This is a genomic window from Providencia alcalifaciens (genome assembly GCF_915403165.1).
In the GTDB taxonomy this organism is placed as follows: domain Bacteria; phylum Pseudomonadota; class Gammaproteobacteria; order Enterobacterales; family Enterobacteriaceae; genus Providencia; species Providencia alcalifaciens_C.
In genome coordinates this window covers 2,549,745-2,569,272 of the sequence record NZ_OU659204.1, presented here as the reverse complement: position 1 = coordinate 2,569,272, position 19,528 = coordinate 2,549,745, and the positions used below count along the sequence as shown (strand labels likewise).

Genomic DNA, 19,528 nt, shown 5'->3' with positions numbered 1-19,528 from the left:
TCGCAATCCCAATTTACGTCGTGCTTTTCGCACTGCCGAAAGTGTAATAACGAGGCAAACTCAATGTCTGATATGACTACCAATGCACAGTGTGCAACTCCTTCTGCTGTATCTGCTATGCCAGAAAAAAATGGGCAGCCAGAAAAAAGCGGTCAAAAAATTAACCTGCTCGATTTAAACCGCAAGCAGATGCGCGAATTTTTTGCTGAGCTCGGCGAAAAACCGTTCCGTGCTGACCAAGTGATGAAGTGGATCTACCACTATTGCTACGATGATTTCGAGCTAATGACCGATATCAACAAGGTGCTACGCGCGAAATTAACAGAAGTCGCTGAGATCCGAGCACCTGAAGTGGCTGATGAACAACGTTCATCCGATGGCACGATTAAGTGGGCTATCAAAGTCGGTGACCAACTGGTTGAAACGGTGTATATCCCTGAAGCCGATCGCGCAACACTGTGTGTCTCTTCTCAAGTTGGCTGTGCACTGGAATGTAAATTCTGTTCTACAGCGCAGCAAGGTTTTAACCGTAACTTACGTGTTTCCGAAATCATCGGGCAAGTTTGGCGTGCGGCTAAAATCATCGGTTCGCTGAAGTCTAGCGGTCGTCGTCCTATCACTAACGTGGTGATGATGGGGATGGGGGAGCCGTTATTGAACTTAAATAACGTGGTTCCTGCGATGGAAATCATGTTAGATGATTTTGGTTTCGGTTTGTCAAAACGCCGCGTGACCATTTCCACTTCAGGCGTTGTGCCTGCGCTGGATAAGTTAGGCGATATGATAGATGTCGCGCTGGCTATTTCTCTGCACGCGCCAACGGATGATGTGCGTGATGACATCGTACCAATCAATAAGAAATATAATATCGAAACATTCTTAGCTAGCGTGAATCGTTATTTAACGAAATCCAATGCGAATGCAGGACGTGTCACGGTTGAATATGTGATGCTTGACCATATTAACGATAGCGTTGAACAAGCTCACCAACTTGCAGAATGTTTGAAAAACACACCAAGCAAAATCAACTTGATCCCATGGAACCCGTTCCCGGGAGCGCCGTATGGTCGTAGCTCCAACAGCCGAATTGATCGATTCTCTAAGGTATTGATGGAATACGGTTTTACGACTATAGTTCGCAAAACTCGTGGTGATGATATTGATGCTGCATGTGGACAACTGGCAGGGGATGTTATTGATAGGACGAAACGTACCTTGAAAAAACGCCTTGCTGGGGAACCTATCCAGGTAAAATCAGTCTGATATATAGATAATATCTAATCAGTGAGTTAGGTTATGATTCGGGGCGTTTTATGGTTAGGCAAAACGCCCTGGTTCGCCTACAATAATTAAAGCGGCATATCTTCTCTATCGTTGTTAAAAACAATTTCATTGGAAACTATGACGTAATCAGACGGGTAAAGTAGCGTGAAATCTGCTTTATATTTATTAAACTTGGAAATAGTGTTGCCAGCTAATGACTATCGAAAATAATACCGAACAAACTTCTATCACTGTAGGGCAATTATTATCCCGCGCTCGCGAGCGTATGGGACTAACGCAAGAAACAGTTGCGGAGCGACTGTGTCTTAAAGTGAGTACGGTAAAGGAAATAGAACAAGATATTCATCCTGCGGGCGTAGAGCCTACGTTTTTACGTGGTTACATTCGTTTGTATGCACGAATGGTTGGTATCCCTGAAAATGAAATTACGTCCCTGTTAAAAAGCGATGTTCCCGCACAGTCCCCGAATGTTTCCCCAATGCAAAGCTACTCATTAGGCAAAAAGCGTAAAAAACGCGAAGGTTGGCTAATGAAATTGACGTGGCTGATCGTGATTGTTTTAATTGCGATGGTTGGCGTTTGGTGGTGGCAAGACCATAATGCTCAACAGAAAGATTTGTTGTCGATGGCTAATCAAAATGAAGCCTTGGTTCAACAAAATACTAGCGAATCTGTAAACAATATTGCGGTTGATATGCCACTTGCAACTGACAATAGCACTGTGCAAACCGATCCGCTGGTTGACCCTGCGCCCGTCTTAGCTGATACCCAAGCAACAACAGCGAACACAGACGCGGAAGGCGTGAGAACGATCCCGCTGCCAAATGCGCTGCAAACAACACCTTCCGTAGACAGAGTCCAAACTGATGTGACTCAAACCACAGAGACCGCCGTTGCCAATAGCAATGGTTTGACGTTGAATTTCTCTGGTCAATGCTGGTTAGAAATTCGTGACGCAAACAATAAAGTTTTATTTAGCGGCATGAAAAATGGCGGCGATAAATTAGAGCTAGATGGTGCACAACCTTACCGTTTAAACATCGGTGCGCCTGCCAATGTGACTGTGCAATTCCAAGGTAAAAACGTTGATTTAAGCCGCTTCATCAAAGCAAAACGTTCTGCTAAATTTAAGTTGCCAGAAGCATAAAAATATTACGAAATTAAAGAAGCAAACTATATCCTAAAACACTCTTTGTGATAGTTTATAGTTTGCTTTCTTGTGTATAGTGGGTCGCGTTAAAGCAATGACCATATACTATGCCATGATATTAAAGAGCGCCATGGTATTAAAATGAGCACATGGATGTTCGGAGAATTAAACAAAAATGCATAACGAATCACCAATCAAAAGACGCAAATCCACCCGTATTTATGTCGGTAATGTTCCTGTTGGCGACGGCGCACCTATCGCTGTTCAATCAATGACCAATACCCGTACAACCGATGTTGAAGCAACTGTTCGCCAAATTAAAGCCCTTGAACGTGTTGGGGTGGATATTGTGCGCGTATCGGTACCCACGATGGATGCCGCAGAAGCCTTTAAATTAATCAAACAGCAAGTTGATGTCCCTCTGGTCGCTGATATTCACTTTGACTACCGTATTGCCCTGAAAGTGGCTGAATACGGTGTTGATTGCCTGCGTATCAACCCGGGAAATATCGGTAGCGAAGAGCGAATTCGCCAAGTGGTTGACTGCGCTCGCCATTACAATATTCCTATTCGTATTGGTGTGAATGGTGGCTCGCTGGAAAAAGATATTCAAGAAAAATACGGTGAACCGACACCAGAAGCGTTGGTTGAATCAGCCATGCGCCATGTGGATATTCTGGATAGATTGAATTTCGACCAATTTAAAATCAGTGTGAAAGCCTCTGATGTATTCCTTGCCGTGGGCTCTTATCGTCTGCTTGCTCAAAAAATTGATCAACCACTTCATCTTGGCATTACTGAAGCGGGGGGCGCGCGCTCAGGTTCCGTGAAATCAGCTATTGGTTTAGGAATGCTGCTCTCTGAAGGTATCGGGGATACACTGCGTATTTCGCTTGCCGCCGATCCTGTTGAAGAAGTCAAAGTGGGCTTTGATATTCTGAAGTCACTGCGTATTCGTTCCCGTGGCATCAACTTTATTGCTTGCCCAACATGTTCACGCCAAGAATTTGACGTGATTGGTACGGTGAACGCGTTAGAGCAGCGACTTGAAGACATTATCACGCCAATGGATGTGTCTATCATCGGCTGTGTAGTGAACGGCCCAGGTGAAGCTGAAGTGTCTACATTGGGTGTCGCGGGTGCGAAAACCAAGAGCGGATTCTACGAAGATGGTATTCGTCAAAAAGAACGCTTTGATAATAACAATATCATTGATCAGCTAGAAGCTAAAATTCGAGCCAAAGCGGCAATGCTAGACGAAAGCATGCGAATAAATGTTAATCAGATAGATAAATAATATTTAGAAACTGGCTCATCATGAGTCAGTTTTTTTATTTATCACCGTGATTAGCTGTGTTAATCGCGGTCATTTTTCCTTAAAATTAGGCCATAGCGACCAAAATCAACAGATAATTCCCGATTCCACAGTGGATTTGCAGTTTGTTGATTGAACCTGATGACATTTCGCTCTTATAATCGACCTTATGTAATTCTGAAAATAGAGAAATAAAGTGGGAAAAAATATCCAAGCCATCCGAGGCATGAATGACTACTTGCCAGCAGATACTCGAGTGTGGCAAAAAATCGAAGCAACATTGAAAAATATTTTACAGGGTTATGGTTTTAGCGAAATTCGTACCCCGATTGTAGAGCAGACCCCGTTATTCAAACGAGCGATTGGTGAAGTGACTGATGTTGTTGAAAAAGAGATGTATACCTTCAACGACCGTAACGAAGAGAGCCTCACACTGCGCCCAGAAAATACCGCAGGTTGTGTGCGTGCCGGTATTGAGCATGGTTTGCTGTACAATCAGGAACAGCGCTTATGGTATTTAGGGCCAATGTTCCGTTATGAGCGTCCACAGAAAGGGCGTTATCGCCAATTCCATCAGCTTGGTGCTGAGGTATTTGGTCTGGCAGGCCCAGATATTGATGCGGAAGTGATCTTAATGACAGCCCGCTGGTGGCGTGCGCTGGGAATAAGCGAGCATGTCACTCTGGAACTGAACTCCATTGGTTCACTAGAAGCTCGCGCAAACTACCGTGATGCATTAGTTGCTTTCCTTGAACAGCATAAAGATAAACTGGATGAAGATTGCAAGCGTCGTATGTACAGTAATCCTCTGCGTGTTTTGGATTCTAAAAACCAAGACGTTCAAGCATTATTAAATGATGCACCAGCACTGTTTGATTATCTGGACGCGGAATCTCGTGAACACTTTGAGGGCCTGTGCAAATTATTAGATAACGCGGGCATTAAATACCGTGTTAACCAACGCTTAGTGCGTGGTTTAGACTACTATAACCGCACTGTGTTTGAGTGGGTGACAACTGCGTTAGGTTCCCAAGGTACGGTCTGTGCCGGTGGTCGTTATGATGGTCTGGTTGAACAACTGGGCGGTCGTGCAACTCCAGCAGTTGGCTTTGCAATGGGTATGGAGCGTATGGTTCTACTGGTTCAAGAAGTGAACCCAGAATTTACAGCAGATACATCCGTTGCGGATGTGTATCTGGCTTCTTTTGGTGAGAATAGCCAACAAGCTGCATTGCTAGTCGCAGAAAAAGTGCGTGATGAACTGCCAACTCTGCGTTTAATGACTAACCACGGCGGCGGTAACTTTAAGAAGCAGCTCGCACGCGCTGATAAGCAAGGGGCAAAAATTGCTCTGATCTTAGGCGAAGACGAAATCAATAATAGCCAAGTGACGTTAAAAGATTTACGCACGGGTGAGCAAGAAACTATTTCACAGCAACTAATGGCATCGCGTATCGCAGCGCTGTTAGGTTAAGGAGAGACAAGTGGAAGTCTATACAAACGAACAAGATCAAGTTGAGGCGATCAAACGTTTTTTCGCTAACAACGGCGTTGCATTAGTGGTTGGACTGGTGATTGGTGTTGGTGGTGTGTTTGGTTGGAACTATTGGCAATCACACCAGTCGAATGTGTTGCAAGAAAGTGCAGCAAAATACGAAACCGTCAATACTCAGTTGCGTTCAGGTTCTGCGGAAGGCATTCAAGCTGCACAAAAATTTGCAGCAGAAACTAACGATGTTTACAGTTCAATGACTGGGCTGGAACTGGCGCAAGTTTTTGCTGATAAAGGCGATTTAGCAGGTGCTGAAAAAGCACTGACTGACGCATTAGCGAAAGCAAAAACCGTTGATTTGCAAGATGTGATTAACCTGCGTTTAGCGCGTATCCAACTTGCACTCGGTAATGCGGATGCGGCTATCGCCTCTGTTGCTAAGATCCAAGGTAAGTCATGGCAAGCTACGGCACAGGATGTCCGTGGGGATGCTTTACTCCATAAGGGTGATAAATCCGGCGCTAAAGCGGCATACACTCAGGGGTTAGAAAGTGAAGGTTCTCAATCACTCAGAGGTATTTTGACTCTGAAATTGAACAACGTATCTAATTCATAAGAAGAAAGGAAACGACACACTATGCAGTTGCGCAAAACTCTTTTGGTAGGCCTGGTTGCTTCAGCTTTACTTGCCGGTTGTTCCAGCGAAACTGATTCTATTGTGATGGCGCCATTACCACAGGTTGAGAATCAATTTACACCTTCTATTGTTTGGGATAAATCCGTCGGTAATGGTGTTGAGCAGTTCTATTCTGAACTTTCTCCTGTGTGGGATGGTTCAGCAATTTACGCTGCGGATCGTAAAGGCTTAGTTAAAGCGCTGGAACTTGATAGCGGTAAAGAACTGTGGTCTGTCGATTTATCAAAACGTACTGGTTTTCTTTCTGCCAATTTATCTGCGTTACTGTCTGGTGGCTTGACCATTTCTGATGACAAAATTTTCATCGGTACTGAGCGTGGTACAGTTATTGCGCTAAATAAAGAAAATGGTGAAGTATTGTGGGATGTGGAAGTGGCAGGCGAAGCCTTGTCCAAGCCTGTCGTGAGTGGCGATATGGTGGTTATCCACACTAGCAATGGTCAATTACAAGCGCTGGATACAGCGACAGGCGCGATTAAGTGGACAGTGAATATGGATACTCCATCACTGTCATTACGCGGTGAATCTGCGCCAGCGGTTGCATTCGGTGCGGCTATCGTCGGTGGCGATAACGGTCGAGTGAGTGCAGTTCTGCTGTCTCAAGGTCAATTGATTTGGCAACAACGTATCTCTTTAGTCACCAGTTCAACAGAAATTGGTCGTCTGAACGATGTGGATATGACGCCTGTAATTGATGATGGCAAAGTGTACGCGATTGCCTATAACGGCACATTAGCGGCACTGGACATGCGTTCTGGTCAAATGTTATGGAAGCGTGATTTAGGCTCCATCAATGATATGGTGTTATCGGGCGATACCCTGTATTTAGTTGACCAAACCGACCGTGTGCTAGCTGTTCGTAAGAGTGACGGCGTGACATTATGGACTCAAGATCAGCTTCTGAACCGTGGGTTATCTGCGCCAGAAGTCTATAACGGCTATATTGTTGTGGGTGACAAAGAAGGTTATCTGCACTGGTTAGATACCAGCACAGGTGGCTTTGTGGCTCAAAATAAACTGAATGGTTCAGGGATCCACAGCCGCCCAGTCATTGCGAGTGATAAACTGATGGTTCAGACAAGAAACGGAACAGTTTACCTGTTAACACGTTAATTTTCTGACAAGCAGACGATTTATCGATAAAATAAACGGTTCCTGAATACAGGGGCCGTTTCGTTTTTTTGTTTTCTGAGTTTAGCCTCAGAATTCTATTAGTTAATTAAAGTTGTGAGGCACTGAAGAATGATACCCGTCGTAGCGCTGGTTGGGCGTCCAAACGTAGGAAAATCCACGTTATTTAACCGATTAACCCGTACCCGTGACGCACTTGTAGCGGACTTTCCCGGTCTGACCCGTGATCGTAAATATGGTCGTGCAGAAGTTGAAGGGCACGAATTTATTATTATCGACACTGGTGGTATCGATGGTACAGAAGAGGGCGTAGAAACCCATATGGCGGCTCAGTCGCTTCAAGCGATTGAAGAAGCTGACGTTGTTCTCTTCATGGTAGATGCAAGAGCAGGCTTAATGCCAGCGGATGAAGGTATCGCTAAGCACTTACGTAGCCGCAAGAAAAAAACTTATTTAGTTGCCAACAAAACTGATGGTATTGATGCCAATATCGTTGTTGGTGATTTCTATTCACTGGGTCTTGGGGAGATTTACCCTATTGCCGCCACTCATGGTCGCGGTGTTACTCAGTTAATTGAGCACTCTTTAAAACCTTTTATCGAGGTCGAAGACGAAGAAGTCGAACTCACTGACGAAGAAGCTAATGCCGCGTATTGGGCTGAGCTGGAAGCAGAAGGCGAATTATCCGAAGATGAAGACGATGATTTCGACCCGAGTACATTGCCAATAAAACTGGCTATCGTAGGGCGTCCAAATGTGGGCAAATCGACCCTGACTAACCGTATTCTTGGTGAAGACCGTGTGGTCGTCTTTGATATGCCGGGTACCACCCGTGACAGTATTTATATCCCAATGGAGCGTGATGAGCGTGAATATATTCTCATCGATACCGCTGGGGTACGTAAGCGCGGTAAGGTGACTGAAACTGTAGAGAAATTCTCAGTTATCAAAACGCTGCAAGCGATTGAAGATGCTAACGTTGTCTTACTGGTTGTCGATGCCCGAGAAGGTATTTCTGACCAAGATTTGTCGCTATTAGGATTCATTTTGAACGCAGGCCGTTCATTAGTTATCGCAGTGAATAAATGGGATGGCATGAAGCCTGAAGATCGCGAGCATGTAAAGGATATGCTGGAACTGCGTCTTGGTTTTGTGGATTTTGCCCGTATTCACTTTATCTCTGCGCTACATGGTAGCGGCGTGGGTAACTTGTTTGAATCTGTACAAGAAGCGTATGAGTCAGCGACTCGCCGTGTGGGTACCGCACTGTTAACGCGTATTATGAAAATGGCGGAAGATGAACATCAGCCACCATTGATCCGTGGTCGCCGCGTGAAGATGAAATATGCGCATGCAGGGGGCCATAACCCACCAATCGTTGTTATCCACGGTAACCAAGTTTCTGATTTACCAGATAGCTATAAACGTTATTTAATGAACTATTTCCGCCGTTCATTAAATGTGATGGGAACGCCAATTCGTATTCTGTTTAAAGAGGGTGAAAACCCATATGCAGATAAGAAAAATAAACTGACGGCAACCCAATTACGTAAACGTAAGCGTCTGATGCAGCATTTGAAAAAACGCTAATCGCCAACTGTTAGCGTGATAAACAGACTAAAGCCGTAACCCGATTAGGTTGTTACGGCTTTTTACTATTATTTGTTAGCTCGCCACAGCCCTAAAATTTAAGTTGTTTTAATGACTGAGGAAAACCATGGAAATCAATTCAACCACACGCCTGAATAAATACATTAGCGAGAGCGGTATCTGCTCTAGACGTGAGGCTGATCGTTATATTGAGCAAGGCAATGTGTTCATTAACGGTAAACGAGCAGGCATTGGCGACCAAGTTTCCGCAGGAGACGTGGTGAAGGTCAATGGGCAGTTAATTGAACCACGCAACGAAGAAGATCTAGTCTTGATTGCTCTGAATAAGCCAGTTGGGATTGTCAGCACTACAGAAAGTGGCGAAAAAGATAATATTGTGGACTATGTGAATCATAGTACTCGTATTTTCCCAATCGGCCGCTTAGATAAAGACTCCCAAGGTTTGATCTTCCTGACGAATCACGGCGACTTAGTGAATAAAATCTTACGTGCAGGTAATGATCACGAGAAAGAGTACATCGTTACAGTGAACAAGCCAGTGACCGATGAATTTATTCGTGGTATGGGTGCTGGTGTGCCAATTCTTGGTACCATGACTAAGAAATGTAAAGTCAAAAAAGAGGCACCGTTTGTTTTCCGTATTACACTGGTTCAAGGTTTAAACCGCCAAATTCGTCGTATGACCGAACATTTTGGTTACGAAGTCACGAAGCTAGAACGTGTGCGGATTATGAATGTGGGGCTCACGGGTATTCCAGTGGGTGAGTGGCGCGACTTAACGGATGATGAGCTTATCGAGCTGTTTAATTTGATTGAAAAATCAGAGTCCGATGTTAAGCCCAAAAAAGTGGCAAAACCTCAAGCACGTAGCAGTAGTGGAAAGGCAGCCGGAAAACAAGGCGCAGGTAGCCAAAAACCGAAAGCAAATGCTGAACCACCGAAAAAGAAATTTACCCAGCCAGGACGTAAAAAGAAAAAACGTTAATTGGGCAAATGACGAAATAAAAGATATTGAAGTGAAAAACGGCTGAGGATGAGATACCTGAAACTCATTTGTACTTGGCCTTTTTTATTATAATTTTAGATAAAAGTCAGCCTCTCGATGGGCCGACAATGGTGTATAAGTTACAATGACACTTCATTTTTATTGAACACGTAGCCCAACATCTAGCCAGCATTGGCGGGTTGCCAGCTCAATTTGATCACCAAATAGGTTTTTCGCTGAATGAATTGTTGCCTGAGCAAATTCAATAAACGTCGCCGTATTTGATACGTTTGGATCTGACACTGCGGCAACCCAGATTTTCCCTGCTATTTCCCAAGAATAACCACCCAGTCTTGTTGCCAGTAAATAGAAGGCTTTGTTTGGAATACCCGAGTTAATATGCACGCCACCATTATCAACATGGCGAGGTAAATTACGATATTGGTCCATATGCCCCACTTGAGGGTCATTATTTGATTTGGTGAAATAGTAAGCGGTACCAGGCTCTTTCATTGAGCGTAATGCAGGTCCTTTTTTCTTATCAATAAACAATTTTTCACCGAGTAACCAGTTGGACTGTGCTGCTGTTTGTTTTTGAACATATTGCTTTGTCATGACTCCTAAAACGTCAGCCACCGATTCATTTAATGCACCAGATTGATCGACATAGTCAAAGTCAGCTTGTGAGCTAATATATCCATGAGCGAGTTCATGAGCGACTATGTCAATATCGTTGTAGAACGGACCAAAAACAGTTCCATCACCATCCCCAAAGAAAATAGCTTGAGAATTCCAAAATGCATTGGAGTAGTTTTTGTCATAATGGATAACCGCATTGATATCAGCATCACAACCAAACATCTGATCAATATTGAGTTTCTCCTTGAGGAATGAGCGGATCAGCCCAATAGCATCGAATACGCGATGCGCCGGTACGGTCGGAGCCACCTTATCCTCTTCTCGCATAATAACGGCGAAATCGTTATGTGCCATATGCTCATCAGCTGGCATTTCTTCGCGGCGGCAAATAGGTAGGCTAGAGTGGTTGTGAGTGTAATTTTCTACACGTTGTTGAGCATCACGGATCACTCGGTTGTAGGTGCCGCCAGTGATGTTACAAGCGTTAGCCAATAATTGATGTTGATAGTTTGCATCTTCTTCAGTGTAAGTACGGCTCATAATGTCATTGATATGAAATAAGGTTGATTTTAAATCATGGCATTGGCTTTCTTGATAGAAGTGAGAGATTAAGCTAGGTGATAATAGTGAACGACCAAGTATCTGATTCATTTATAACTCCATTTTGTTTGACGAAATGGAATCATAAATGGTTGTGATTTTATTGTAACTACATGATAATTAACTAATTAAATTAGTGTCTGCTAATTTTTATTAGGAAAATCAGCAGATAGAAATCTGATTAATTACAAAAGTTTGTATTATTTATTGTGTATGAGCCAATTTTTATCCGTGATTAAAAAGTCGGTATACAGCTTAGCTTCTGGACTACCCGCTTCTGGGTGATAATCATATTCCCAACGTACCAATGGTGGCATAGACATCAAAATGGACTCTGTACGCCCGCCACTTTGCAAGCCAAATAGTGTGCCTCTATCCCAGACAAGGTTAAATTCCACATAGCGCCCACGACGATAAAGTTGGAATTGGCGTTCACGCTCACCCCATGGGATATCTCGACGTTTTTCAACAATCGGTACATAGGCTTGTAAAAAGCCATTGCCGATATCCTGAGTGAATGCAAAGCAAGATTCAAAGTCCCATTGATTGAGATCATCGTAGAATAACCCGCCAATACCACGAGGCTCATTGCGATGTTTTAAGAAGAAATAGTCGTCGCACCACTGCTTGAATTTAGGGTAAACCTCTGTTCCATAAGGAGTGCAGAGTTCATTAGCGACGGTATGCCAATGGACAGCGTCCTCTTCAAATCCATAATAGGGGGTTAAGTCGAAACCACCACCAAACCACCATACGGGGTCGGCACCTTCTTTTTCAGCAATGAAAAAGCGCACATTGGCATGTGTGGTCGGTATATAAGGATTGAGAGGGTGGATAACTAATGAAACGCCCATGGCTTGGTAGCTACGTCCTGCTAATTCAGGGCGATGCGCTGTGGCTGATGCAGGCATTTTTTCACCTTTGATATGTGAGAAATTCACACCAGCTTGTTCAAAAAGTGCGCCTTGGGTTAAAACTCGGCTGCGTCCACCACCACCTTCAGTGCGTTCCCAAGTTTGTTCAAGGAAAGTTTCTTTGCCATCTAATTCTGTAATTTTTTGGCAGATGGTATCTTGCAAGCTTTGCAAATAGGCTTTTACGCGATCAATATCTAGGTAATTCATTGTTTTTTAATAAAACCGTCGGGAGAGATAAATTGGATAAAGTATACCCCGTTGAGGTAAAAAAGGCATATTGATTATTGATTGTGTATCAAAAGCAGTGATAATGGCAGACAGTTTAGCTCAAACGGACAAGATGATGGAAATACGCATATTTCGCCAAAATGATTATGAAGAGGTGCTTACATTGTGGGAACGCTGTCAATTGAATGAAATTTCAGGTGATCCTGAATTAGATATTGAGCGTAAACTACAATGCGGTGCCGATCTTTTCCTTGTAGCCGAGGTATCGGGTGAAGTGGTCGGAACCATTATGGGGGGCTACGATGGTATTCGTGGTACCGCCGTGTATTTAGCCGTTCATCCTGAGTTTCGCGGGCGCGGTATTGCTAACGCGTTAGTGAGTCGTTTAGAGAAAAAATTGATTGCCCGTGGCTGTGGCAGAATTGAATTGTTGGTTAGCGAAGAGTCTGATTCGGCAATCTGCATGTTTGAAAAAATGTTATATGAAGAAGAGCAAACTGAGCGTTTAATTTATTCAAAAAGATTGACTCACGAAGTGGATTTCTAAACTGTCGGTAATTATTTTCTTGAAGGTTTGGCTAAATAGCGTGAATCTTTTATGAAATGGACGGTCTCAGTATGCATTATATGACCCGCTAAAGAGGATGATATGTCCCAAAACGCATTCGTAACCCTATTTAAAGTTTCTCTACTCGGTGGCGCAGTGGTGCTATCGGGCTGTGCTGGTAAAAGTCTATTTTCACCATCCACATGGTTTCATAGCCCTCTGATGATTTCTGAAGCGGGTGTGGGGGCGATCACAAGTTTGACCCCAATGGATCGTGATGTAATTAATAATCAACTTGATGATCGTTATGCAGTACGTGGTGGCATGCAGCTTGAAAATGGTGAAATGGTTTCTGTATTTCAAGCGATGAAGGATTTAGACGTTGAAGTCGAAGTCTTTGGTCCTGAAAAAGGCACAGTATCGCGTATTGTCGTGAATGATCCTGATATGCTCACTGAGTGGGATACTCAAATTGGTACTGAGTTTAGCGACATTTATCAGAAGGCCTACGGCTCATGTTCCTTAGGGGAAGTGGTTGATAATGTGCCGACGGTACTGTGTGTTGCACCGCAAAGTAGCAAAGTGGTTTATAAATTTAGCGGGAAATGGCAAGGGCCTGAGAATTTAATGCCAGCCGATGAAGTGCTGAAAACATGGAAAGTGTCGCAAATTATTTGGCATAAATAAGTTACTTCGCTAAGATTTTGAACAAAAGACCGTAAGTTATTTGATTTAATAGGCAATAACTTACGGTTCTAATTTACTGATAATATTTGCATTTATCCTCCTTTCGAGTCAGACCCTTCTGATATCTTCTAGACTGACCAACTCTTGCGTTAAAACAAGGTGAAAATCATTATTAATGCGATAAACTAATTTAAAGTATAGGTTTGTGTAATTTATTCATTCTAAGGGGTTTATGCATGTCTCATTCCCAAAGTGGTATTTTGAAGGAACATAGTCGTTTTGGTATTTTTATTGAATCCATGGTGACCGGGTCGCTCGAAGAGGTGAAATCAGGGTGCAAGGTTTTTGTTGATGAATTAACCAAACTACAAGCAAAATTCCCTGATGATCGTCTTGGTGCTGTGATTGCATTTGGTTCAGATGTTTGGAAGCAGCTCGGACACGCTGGCGTTTCACCAGAATTAAAGCCATTTCGTACACTCGGCAAAGGGCTAGCGCCTGCGACTCAGCGCGATATGTTTATTCATATTCAATCATTACGTCATGATATTAACTTTTCTCTGGCACAAGCCGCGCTAAAAGCATTTGGCTCATCCATTGAAGTGGTTGAAGAAATTCATGGTTTCCGTTGGGTTGAAGATAGAGATTTAAGCGGTTTCATTGATGGTACAGAAAACCCTCAAGGCGAAGAAATTGCTGAAGTGACGTTGATTAATCAAGGCGATGACATTGGTGGTAGCTATGTCATGGTACAACGCTATGAACATGACCTGAAAAAATGGTCGCGTTTCTCTGAGCATGAACAAGAGAAAATGATTGGTCGTACTAAACACGATAGCGTTGAATTAGACGAAGATGTGCGTAATAAAACATCTCACGTTTCTCGCGTGGTGATTGAAGAAGAGGGGGAAGAACTCTCTGTTATGCGCCATAGCTTGCCATACGGCACGGCAAGCGGTAAACACGGTTTATTCTTTATTGCCTATTGCGCAACCATCCATAATATTGAACAGCAATTACTGAGCATGTTTGGTGAAACTGATGGTAAATATGATGATCTGCTGCGTATGACTAAAGCCGTTTCTGGCAGCTATTACTACGCGCCATCAATTGAAAGATTATTATCCCTATAATCTTATCGCGATAATTCAAGCTGTCGCGGATAGCGGCAGCTTGAATGAACCTTCCTCATTACATTAACTTCTTCAATTCCCTCTGAATTTTATGGCTTATTGCTATAACCTCTTTGTTATTCCAACTTGATATATCAAAAGATGATTGTTAACTACAAAGTTATAACCAAAACATATACATTGTTTTTTAGATTATGTTTGGGTTTAGTCACGAGTAGGGATCATATGAAAAAATCAATTTTTAAAAATACAGGCTTAGCGAGTTTGGCGATGTTCTCGTTAATGAGTAGCGCATCCCTGACGGCAGCTGAATTACTGAATAGTTCCTATGATATTTCAAGAGAGTTATTTGCTGCGTTAAACCCTGAATTTGAAAAACAGTGGGCGCAGGAAAACCCTAATGACCCACTGACAATCAAGCAATCTCACGCGGGCTCATCGAAGCAAGCACTGGCCATTTTGCAAGGGTTAAAAGCGGATGTGGTGACGTTTAACCAAGTGACCGACGTACAAATTCTCCATGATAAGGGACAGTTAATCCCTGCAGATTGGCAAGCGCGTTTGCCGAATAATAGCTCGCCTTATTATTCGACAATGGCGTTTTTAGTTCGTAAGGGCAATCCGAAAGGCATTAAAACGTGGGACGACCTCGCACGTAGTGATGTGAAACTCGTCTTCCCAAATCCTAAAACCTCGGGAAATGGTCGCTATACCTACCTAGCCGCATGGGGGGCATTTAATCAAGAAAATGGTAAAAATAGCCCAAAAACCCGCGAGAAAATGCAGCAACTTCTGAAAAATGTTGAAGTGTTTGATACGGGCGGTCGTGGTGCGACAACCTCATTTATCGAGCGAGGATTAGGGGATGTTTTAATTAGCTTTGAGTCTGAAGTGAATAATATCCGTAGCCAATATGGCGAATCAGACTACGAAGTGGTAGTGCCTCCGGTCGATATTTTGGCGGAATTTCCTGTCGCGTGGGTAGACAAAAATGTGCAAAAAAATGGCACAGAAAAAGCGGCAAAAGCCTATTTGAATTACCTCTACACACCAGAGGCACAAAATATTATTACTCGTTTTAATTATCGAGTGAATGACAAGCAGGTAATGGAAGCGAATAAGAGTAAATTCCCATCGACTCAGCTATTTACAGTGGAATCACAATTTGGCAATTGGAACAATGTGATGAATGACCACTTTTCGACGGGAGGGGAATTTGATCAACTTATGGAACAAGGTCGTCGTTAATGCGTAAATCAGGAAAGCGGTTTTTGCCCGGTTTCGGACTGACGTTAGGCAGCAGCTTGTTTTTCATCTGTTTGATTTTACTGCTGCCTTTAAGCGCTCTTGTGGTGCAGCTTTCCGATATGACATGGCAGCAGTATTGGGCTGTGATCAGTTACCCTCAAGTGGTTGCTGCTTATAAAGTAACCTTATTGGCGGCTCTGGTCGCAAGCCTGTTTAATGCGGTTTTTGGCATGTTACTGGCATGGATTTTAACGCGCTATCGCTTTCCTGGACGTTTGTTCTTAGATGGGTTGGTGGATTTACCTTTCGCACTACCTACGGCGGTAGCAGGGCTGACACTCGCGACCTTATTTGCCACATCGGGCTGGTATGGGCAGTATCTGCATCAGTTCGATATAAAAGTGGTGAATACATGGTTAGGTATCGCCGTAGCGATGGCCTTTACCAGTATTCCATTTGTGGTCAGAACGGTTCAGCCGGTATTGGAAGAGCTGGGACCTGAATACGAAGAAGCAGCACAGACGCTAGGCGCAACACGCTGGCAAACGTTCCGTCGCGTTGTGTTACCTGAAGTTTCTCCTGCGCTGATAGCGGGAACTGTTTTATCTTTTACACGCAGCCTTGGTGAATTTGGGGCGATTATTTTTATCGCCGGAAACATTGCGTGGCAAACAGAGGTGGTCTCCTTAATGATTTTCAGCCAATTGCAGCAGTTTGATTACCCTGCCGCCAGTGCGATTGCATCGGTTATTTTGGCGGTGTCATTGCTTCTTTTATTCACAGTGAATGTGATCCAAAGTCGTTTTGGTAAGCGCTTAGGAGGGCATTAATGGGACAAGTAACACCATTTCCAGTCACTCAACGCAGAAATATTAATTGGGGAAAATGGGCGCTCATTAGCATTGGGCTATTTTTCTCAGTATTGCTGCTGGTGGTGCCAATTATCTGGATTTTTATCACCGCATTTGAGAAAGGATTGGGGGAAGTCCTCGTTAACTTAAGCAACCCAGATATGCTCCATGCTATCGGGTTAACTCTCCTTATCGCGTTGATCACAGTACCTGTTAACTTGGTTTTTGGCGTGATGCTGGCATGGCTGGTGACGCGTTTTCAGTTTCCAGGACGCCAACTGTTATTGACCTTAGTTGATATTCCTTTTGCGGTTTCACCAGTGGTTGCGGGGTTACTCTATTTACTTTTTTATGGCTCGAATAGTTGGTTCGGCGGCTGGTTAGAAGGCTTTGATATTCAAGTGATGTTTTCATGGCCGGGAATGGCATTAGTGACTATTTTTGTGACATGCCCATTTGTCGTCAGAGAGCTAGTGCCATTGATGCTAAGTCAGGGAAGCCAAGAGGACGAAGCAGCAACATTATTGGGTGCTTCAGGTTGGAAAATGTTTTGGCGAGTCACTCTGCCTAATATTCGCTGGGCGCTGCTTTATGGCGTGGTATTAACCAATGCGCGTGCAATTGGTGAGTTTGGCGCGGTGTCTGTGGTATCGGGCGCTATTCGTGGTGAAACTTACACATTGCCTCTGCAAGTGGAGTTGCTTCATCAAGATTACAATACGGTAGGCGCGTTTACGGCTGCGGCTATTTTAGCGTTATTAGCGATGATTACCTTGATAGTGAAAAGTGCTTTGCAATGGCATTTAAGCCGACAGCAAACTGAGTCAGGAGTCCATTAATTATGAGTATTGAAATTAATCATGTTGGTAAATTGTTTGGTAAAACATCAGTATTGAACAATATCTCATTGGATATCGGCTCAGGGGAAATGGTGGCATTACTGGGGCCATCAGGCTCTGGGAAAACCACCTTGTTGCGCATTATTGCGGGGCTAGAGCAGCAAAGCCACGGTTCGTTACGTTTCCATGGTCAAGATGTGAGCCAAGTACATGCGAAAGATAGGCATGTCGGTTTCGTTTTTCAACATTATGCGCTGTTTCGTCATATGACGGTTTTCGAGAATGTAGCATTTGGTTTGACGGTATTACCTCGAAAACAGCGACCATCAAAAGCGGCGATTAAGCAAAAATCGATGGCGCTGCTCGAGATGGTGCAATTAGCCCATTTAGCTGAGCGTTTTCCTTCTCAGCTTTCAGGGGGACAAAAACAGCGGGTAGCATTAGCGAGAGCATTAGCCGTAGAGCCGCAAATCTTGCTGTTAGACGAACCGTTTGGGGCACTAGACGCGCAGGTGCGTATTGAGTTACGTCGTTGGTTGCGCCAGCTTCATGAAGAGTTGAAATTCACCAGTGTATTCGTGACTCACGACCAAGAGGAAGCGATGGAAGTTGCGGATCGCATTGTCGTAATGAGCCAAGGGCATATCGAACAAGTAGGCACTCCTAATGAAATTTGGCAATCACCGGAAACGCGTTTTGTGCTTGAATTCATGGGGGAGGTTAATAAAATCTCTGGACAGATCCGTGGTTCACAGTTGCAGATAGCGAACTTTACCTTCCCACTCGAGCAGGTTAGTGCTCAGCAAGGGGAAGTCGATGTGTTTATTCGCCCTTGGGATATTCGTTTGCAAAAAGAAATGGATGAGCAACACCAGCTGCCAGTAAGGATCATTGAATCAGGCCCTCGAGGGCACTTTTGGCAATTAACGGTGCAACCTTTAGGGTGGAGTGAGGAAACCTTGTCCGTGGTATGGCAGGATGCGCGTACTGTTCCTATAAGGGGGGAACAGTATTATCTCGGCAGCCAACAAACACAAATTTATCAGGGTAAAGACCCATTATTTTTCCCTTCTCTAGCTAAAAGTGCGTAGATTAATAGGGATGATTGATTTTAGAATTAATTGTTAATTATATTATCAATCAATAAAAAATTATTATAAGGAAAAACACAGTGTCAACGTTGGAACAGTATATTGGTCATACGCCGTTGGTTCGCTTGCAACGTCTAACGGAAGGTTTGGATGCTGAAATCTGGGTAAAGCTTGAAGGGAATAACCCTGCCGGTTCAGTAAAAGATAGAGCTGCATTTTCGATGATCGACGAAGCGGAAAAACGCGGGGAGATCAAACCGGGAGATACGCTTATTGAAGCAACCAGCGGCAATACAGGGATCGCTTTAGCGATGATTGCTGCGGTGAAAGGTTACAAGCTGAAGCTGTTAATGCCAGATAACATGAGCCAAGAGCGTAAAGCGTCCATGCAAGCTTATGGTGCAGAACTTATTTTAGTGAGCACCACAGTAGGAATGGAAGGGGCAAGGGACTTAGCTCAAGAAATGGCAAACCGAGGTGAAGGGAAGGTTTTAGACCAATTTAATAACCCTGATAATCCTTTAGCCCATTTTAAGACCACAGGACCTGAGATCTGGCAACAAACTGCAGGCCGAATTACCCACTTTGTCTCTAGTATGGGGACGACAGGCACCATCACTGGCGTGAGCCGCTACTTAAAGAGCCAATCAAAAGACGTGGAAATTGTTGGCTTACAACCCGCTGAAAAGAGCCAAATCCCGGGGATTCGTCGTTGGTCTCCAGAATATTTACCGGGGATTTTTGACAGCAAATTAGTGGATACTGTGCTCGATATTAATCAGCAAGAAGCTGAAGACACGATGCGCGCTTTAGCAAAACGAGAAGGTATTTTCTGTGGTGTCAGTTCAGGTGGTGCGGTAGCGGGGGCGTTGCGAGTGGCAAATGAGAACCCTAAAGCTGTGATTGTGGCGATTATTTGTGACCGTGGTGACCGCTATTTGTCGACAGGTGTTTTTGATAAGTAAACGTTTTTTGATAAGTAATTATTTAGAAAAGAGAACCCAACAAAAAACCACCAGGGCAAAAATGTCGCTGGTGGTTTGTTATTAAGCTGCTTTTTAAGGTTTAGCTTAAGGTTTAGCG

18 protein-coding genes are annotated in these 19,528 nt (G+C 43.8%); 16 read left to right on the top strand and 2 right to left on the bottom strand.

Annotated features, from left to right (window positions below):
* Positions 1–117: 117 nt before the first annotated feature.
* From LDO73_RS11825 to rluF, 8 genes are all read left to right on the top strand, one after another.
* Positions 118–1,263, top strand: a complete 1,146-nt coding sequence (locus tag LDO73_RS11825; RefSeq protein ID WP_410431076.1) for a bifunctional tRNA (adenosine(37)-C2)-methyltransferase TrmG/ribosomal RNA large subunit methyltransferase RlmN — start codon at positions 118–120, stop codon at positions 1,261–1,263.
* 214 nt (positions 1,264–1,477) lie between these two features.
* Positions 1,478–2,431: a cytoskeleton protein RodZ gene (rodZ, locus tag LDO73_RS11820; RefSeq protein WP_224058050.1), complete on the top strand. Its 954-nt coding sequence runs from the start codon at positions 1,478–1,480 to the stop codon at positions 2,429–2,431.
* A 178-nt stretch (positions 2,432–2,609) separates the two neighbouring features.
* Positions 2,610–3,731 (top strand): flavodoxin-dependent (E)-4-hydroxy-3-methylbut-2-enyl-diphosphate synthase, encoded by a 1,122-nt coding sequence (ispG, locus tag LDO73_RS11815; protein ID WP_224058049.1) that lies wholly within the window; start codon positions 2,610–2,612, stop codon positions 3,729–3,731.
* Between the two features lie 214 nt (positions 3,732–3,945).
* Entirely contained in the window at positions 3,946–5,223 is a 1,278-nt protein-coding gene (gene hisS, locus LDO73_RS11810; protein ID WP_224058048.1) for a histidine--tRNA ligase, read from the top strand.
* Between the two features lie 10 nt (positions 5,224–5,233).
* Positions 5,234–5,857, top strand: coding sequence for a YfgM family protein (locus tag LDO73_RS11805; protein WP_224058047.1), 624 nt, complete (start codon positions 5,234–5,236; stop codon positions 5,855–5,857).
* Between the two features lie 21 nt (positions 5,858–5,878).
* Positions 5,879–7,051 (top strand): outer membrane protein assembly factor BamB, encoded by a 1,173-nt coding sequence (gene bamB / locus LDO73_RS11800; RefSeq protein ID WP_224058046.1) that lies wholly within the window; start codon positions 5,879–5,881, stop codon positions 7,049–7,051.
* A 129-nt stretch (positions 7,052–7,180) separates the two neighbouring features.
* Positions 7,181–8,659 (top strand): ribosome biogenesis GTPase Der, encoded by a 1,479-nt coding sequence (gene der, locus LDO73_RS11795; RefSeq protein WP_224058045.1) that lies wholly within the window; start codon positions 7,181–7,183, stop codon positions 8,657–8,659.
* Between the two features lie 127 nt (positions 8,660–8,786).
* Positions 8,787–9,665, top strand: coding sequence for a 23S rRNA pseudouridine(2604) synthase RluF (gene rluF, locus LDO73_RS11790; RefSeq protein ID WP_224058044.1), 879 nt, complete (start codon positions 8,787–8,789; stop codon positions 9,663–9,665).
* Between the two features lie 159 nt (positions 9,666–9,824).
* Here rluF and LDO73_RS11785 read toward each other — a convergent pair whose 3' ends face one another.
* A complete protein-coding gene (locus tag LDO73_RS11785; RefSeq protein WP_224058043.1) occupies positions 9,825–10,955 on the bottom strand; it encodes a M4 family metallopeptidase in 1,131 nt (376 codons plus the stop codon).
* 149 nt (positions 10,956–11,104) lie between these two features.
* Entirely contained in the window at positions 11,105–12,028 is a 924-nt protein-coding gene (gene hemF / locus LDO73_RS11780; RefSeq protein WP_224058042.1) for an oxygen-dependent coproporphyrinogen oxidase, read from the bottom strand.
* 136 nt (positions 12,029–12,164) lie between these two features.
* Between hemF and LDO73_RS11775 the strand changes: the two genes are divergently transcribed.
* The 8 genes from LDO73_RS11775 to cysM all read left to right on the top strand — a co-directional run bounded on the left by LDO73_RS11775 (position 12,165) and on the right by cysM (position 19,410).
* Complete coding sequence (locus LDO73_RS11775; RefSeq protein ID WP_224061179.1) at positions 12,165–12,596, top strand: GNAT family acetyltransferase; 432 nt, start codon at positions 12,165–12,167, stop codon at positions 12,594–12,596.
* A 102-nt stretch (positions 12,597–12,698) separates the two neighbouring features.
* Positions 12,699–13,283, top strand: a complete 585-nt coding sequence (locus LDO73_RS11770; RefSeq protein WP_224058041.1) for an RpoE-regulated lipoprotein — start codon at positions 12,699–12,701, stop codon at positions 13,281–13,283.
* Positions 13,284–13,519: 236 nt separating this feature from the next.
* The gene (locus tag LDO73_RS11765) at positions 13,520–14,416 is read left to right on the top strand and encodes a Dyp-type peroxidase (protein ID WP_224058040.1); all 897 of its coding nucleotides are present in this window, start codon (positions 13,520–13,522) and stop codon (positions 14,414–14,416) included.
* Between the two features lie 225 nt (positions 14,417–14,641).
* Positions 14,642–15,664 carry a thiosulfate ABC transporter substrate-binding protein CysP gene (gene cysP / locus LDO73_RS11760; protein WP_224058039.1) on the top strand — a complete coding sequence of 341 codons (1,023 nt, stop codon included), beginning with the start codon at positions 14,642–14,644 and terminating at the stop codon, positions 15,662–15,664.
* Entirely contained in the window at positions 15,664–16,494 is an 831-nt protein-coding gene (gene cysT / locus LDO73_RS11755) for a sulfate/thiosulfate ABC transporter permease CysT (RefSeq protein WP_224058038.1), read from the top strand. The genes cysP and cysT overlap by 1 nt, the downstream gene beginning before the upstream one ends.
* On the top strand, positions 16,494–17,354 hold the full coding sequence (cysW, locus tag LDO73_RS11750; RefSeq protein ID WP_224058037.1) for a sulfate/thiosulfate ABC transporter permease CysW: 861 nt from the start codon (positions 16,494–16,496) through the stop codon (positions 17,352–17,354). The genes cysT and cysW overlap by 1 nt, the downstream gene beginning before the upstream one ends.
* 2 nt (positions 17,355–17,356) lie before the next feature.
* A complete protein-coding gene (cysA, locus tag LDO73_RS11745) occupies positions 17,357–18,445 on the top strand; it encodes a sulfate/thiosulfate ABC transporter ATP-binding protein CysA (RefSeq protein WP_224058036.1) in 1,089 nt (362 codons plus the stop codon).
* An 80-nt stretch (positions 18,446–18,525) separates the two neighbouring features.
* The gene (gene cysM / locus LDO73_RS11740; protein ID WP_224058035.1) at positions 18,526–19,410 is read left to right on the top strand and encodes a cysteine synthase CysM; all 885 of its coding nucleotides are present in this window, start codon (positions 18,526–18,528) and stop codon (positions 19,408–19,410) included.
* The last annotated feature ends 118 nt before the right edge of the window (positions 19,411–19,528 follow it).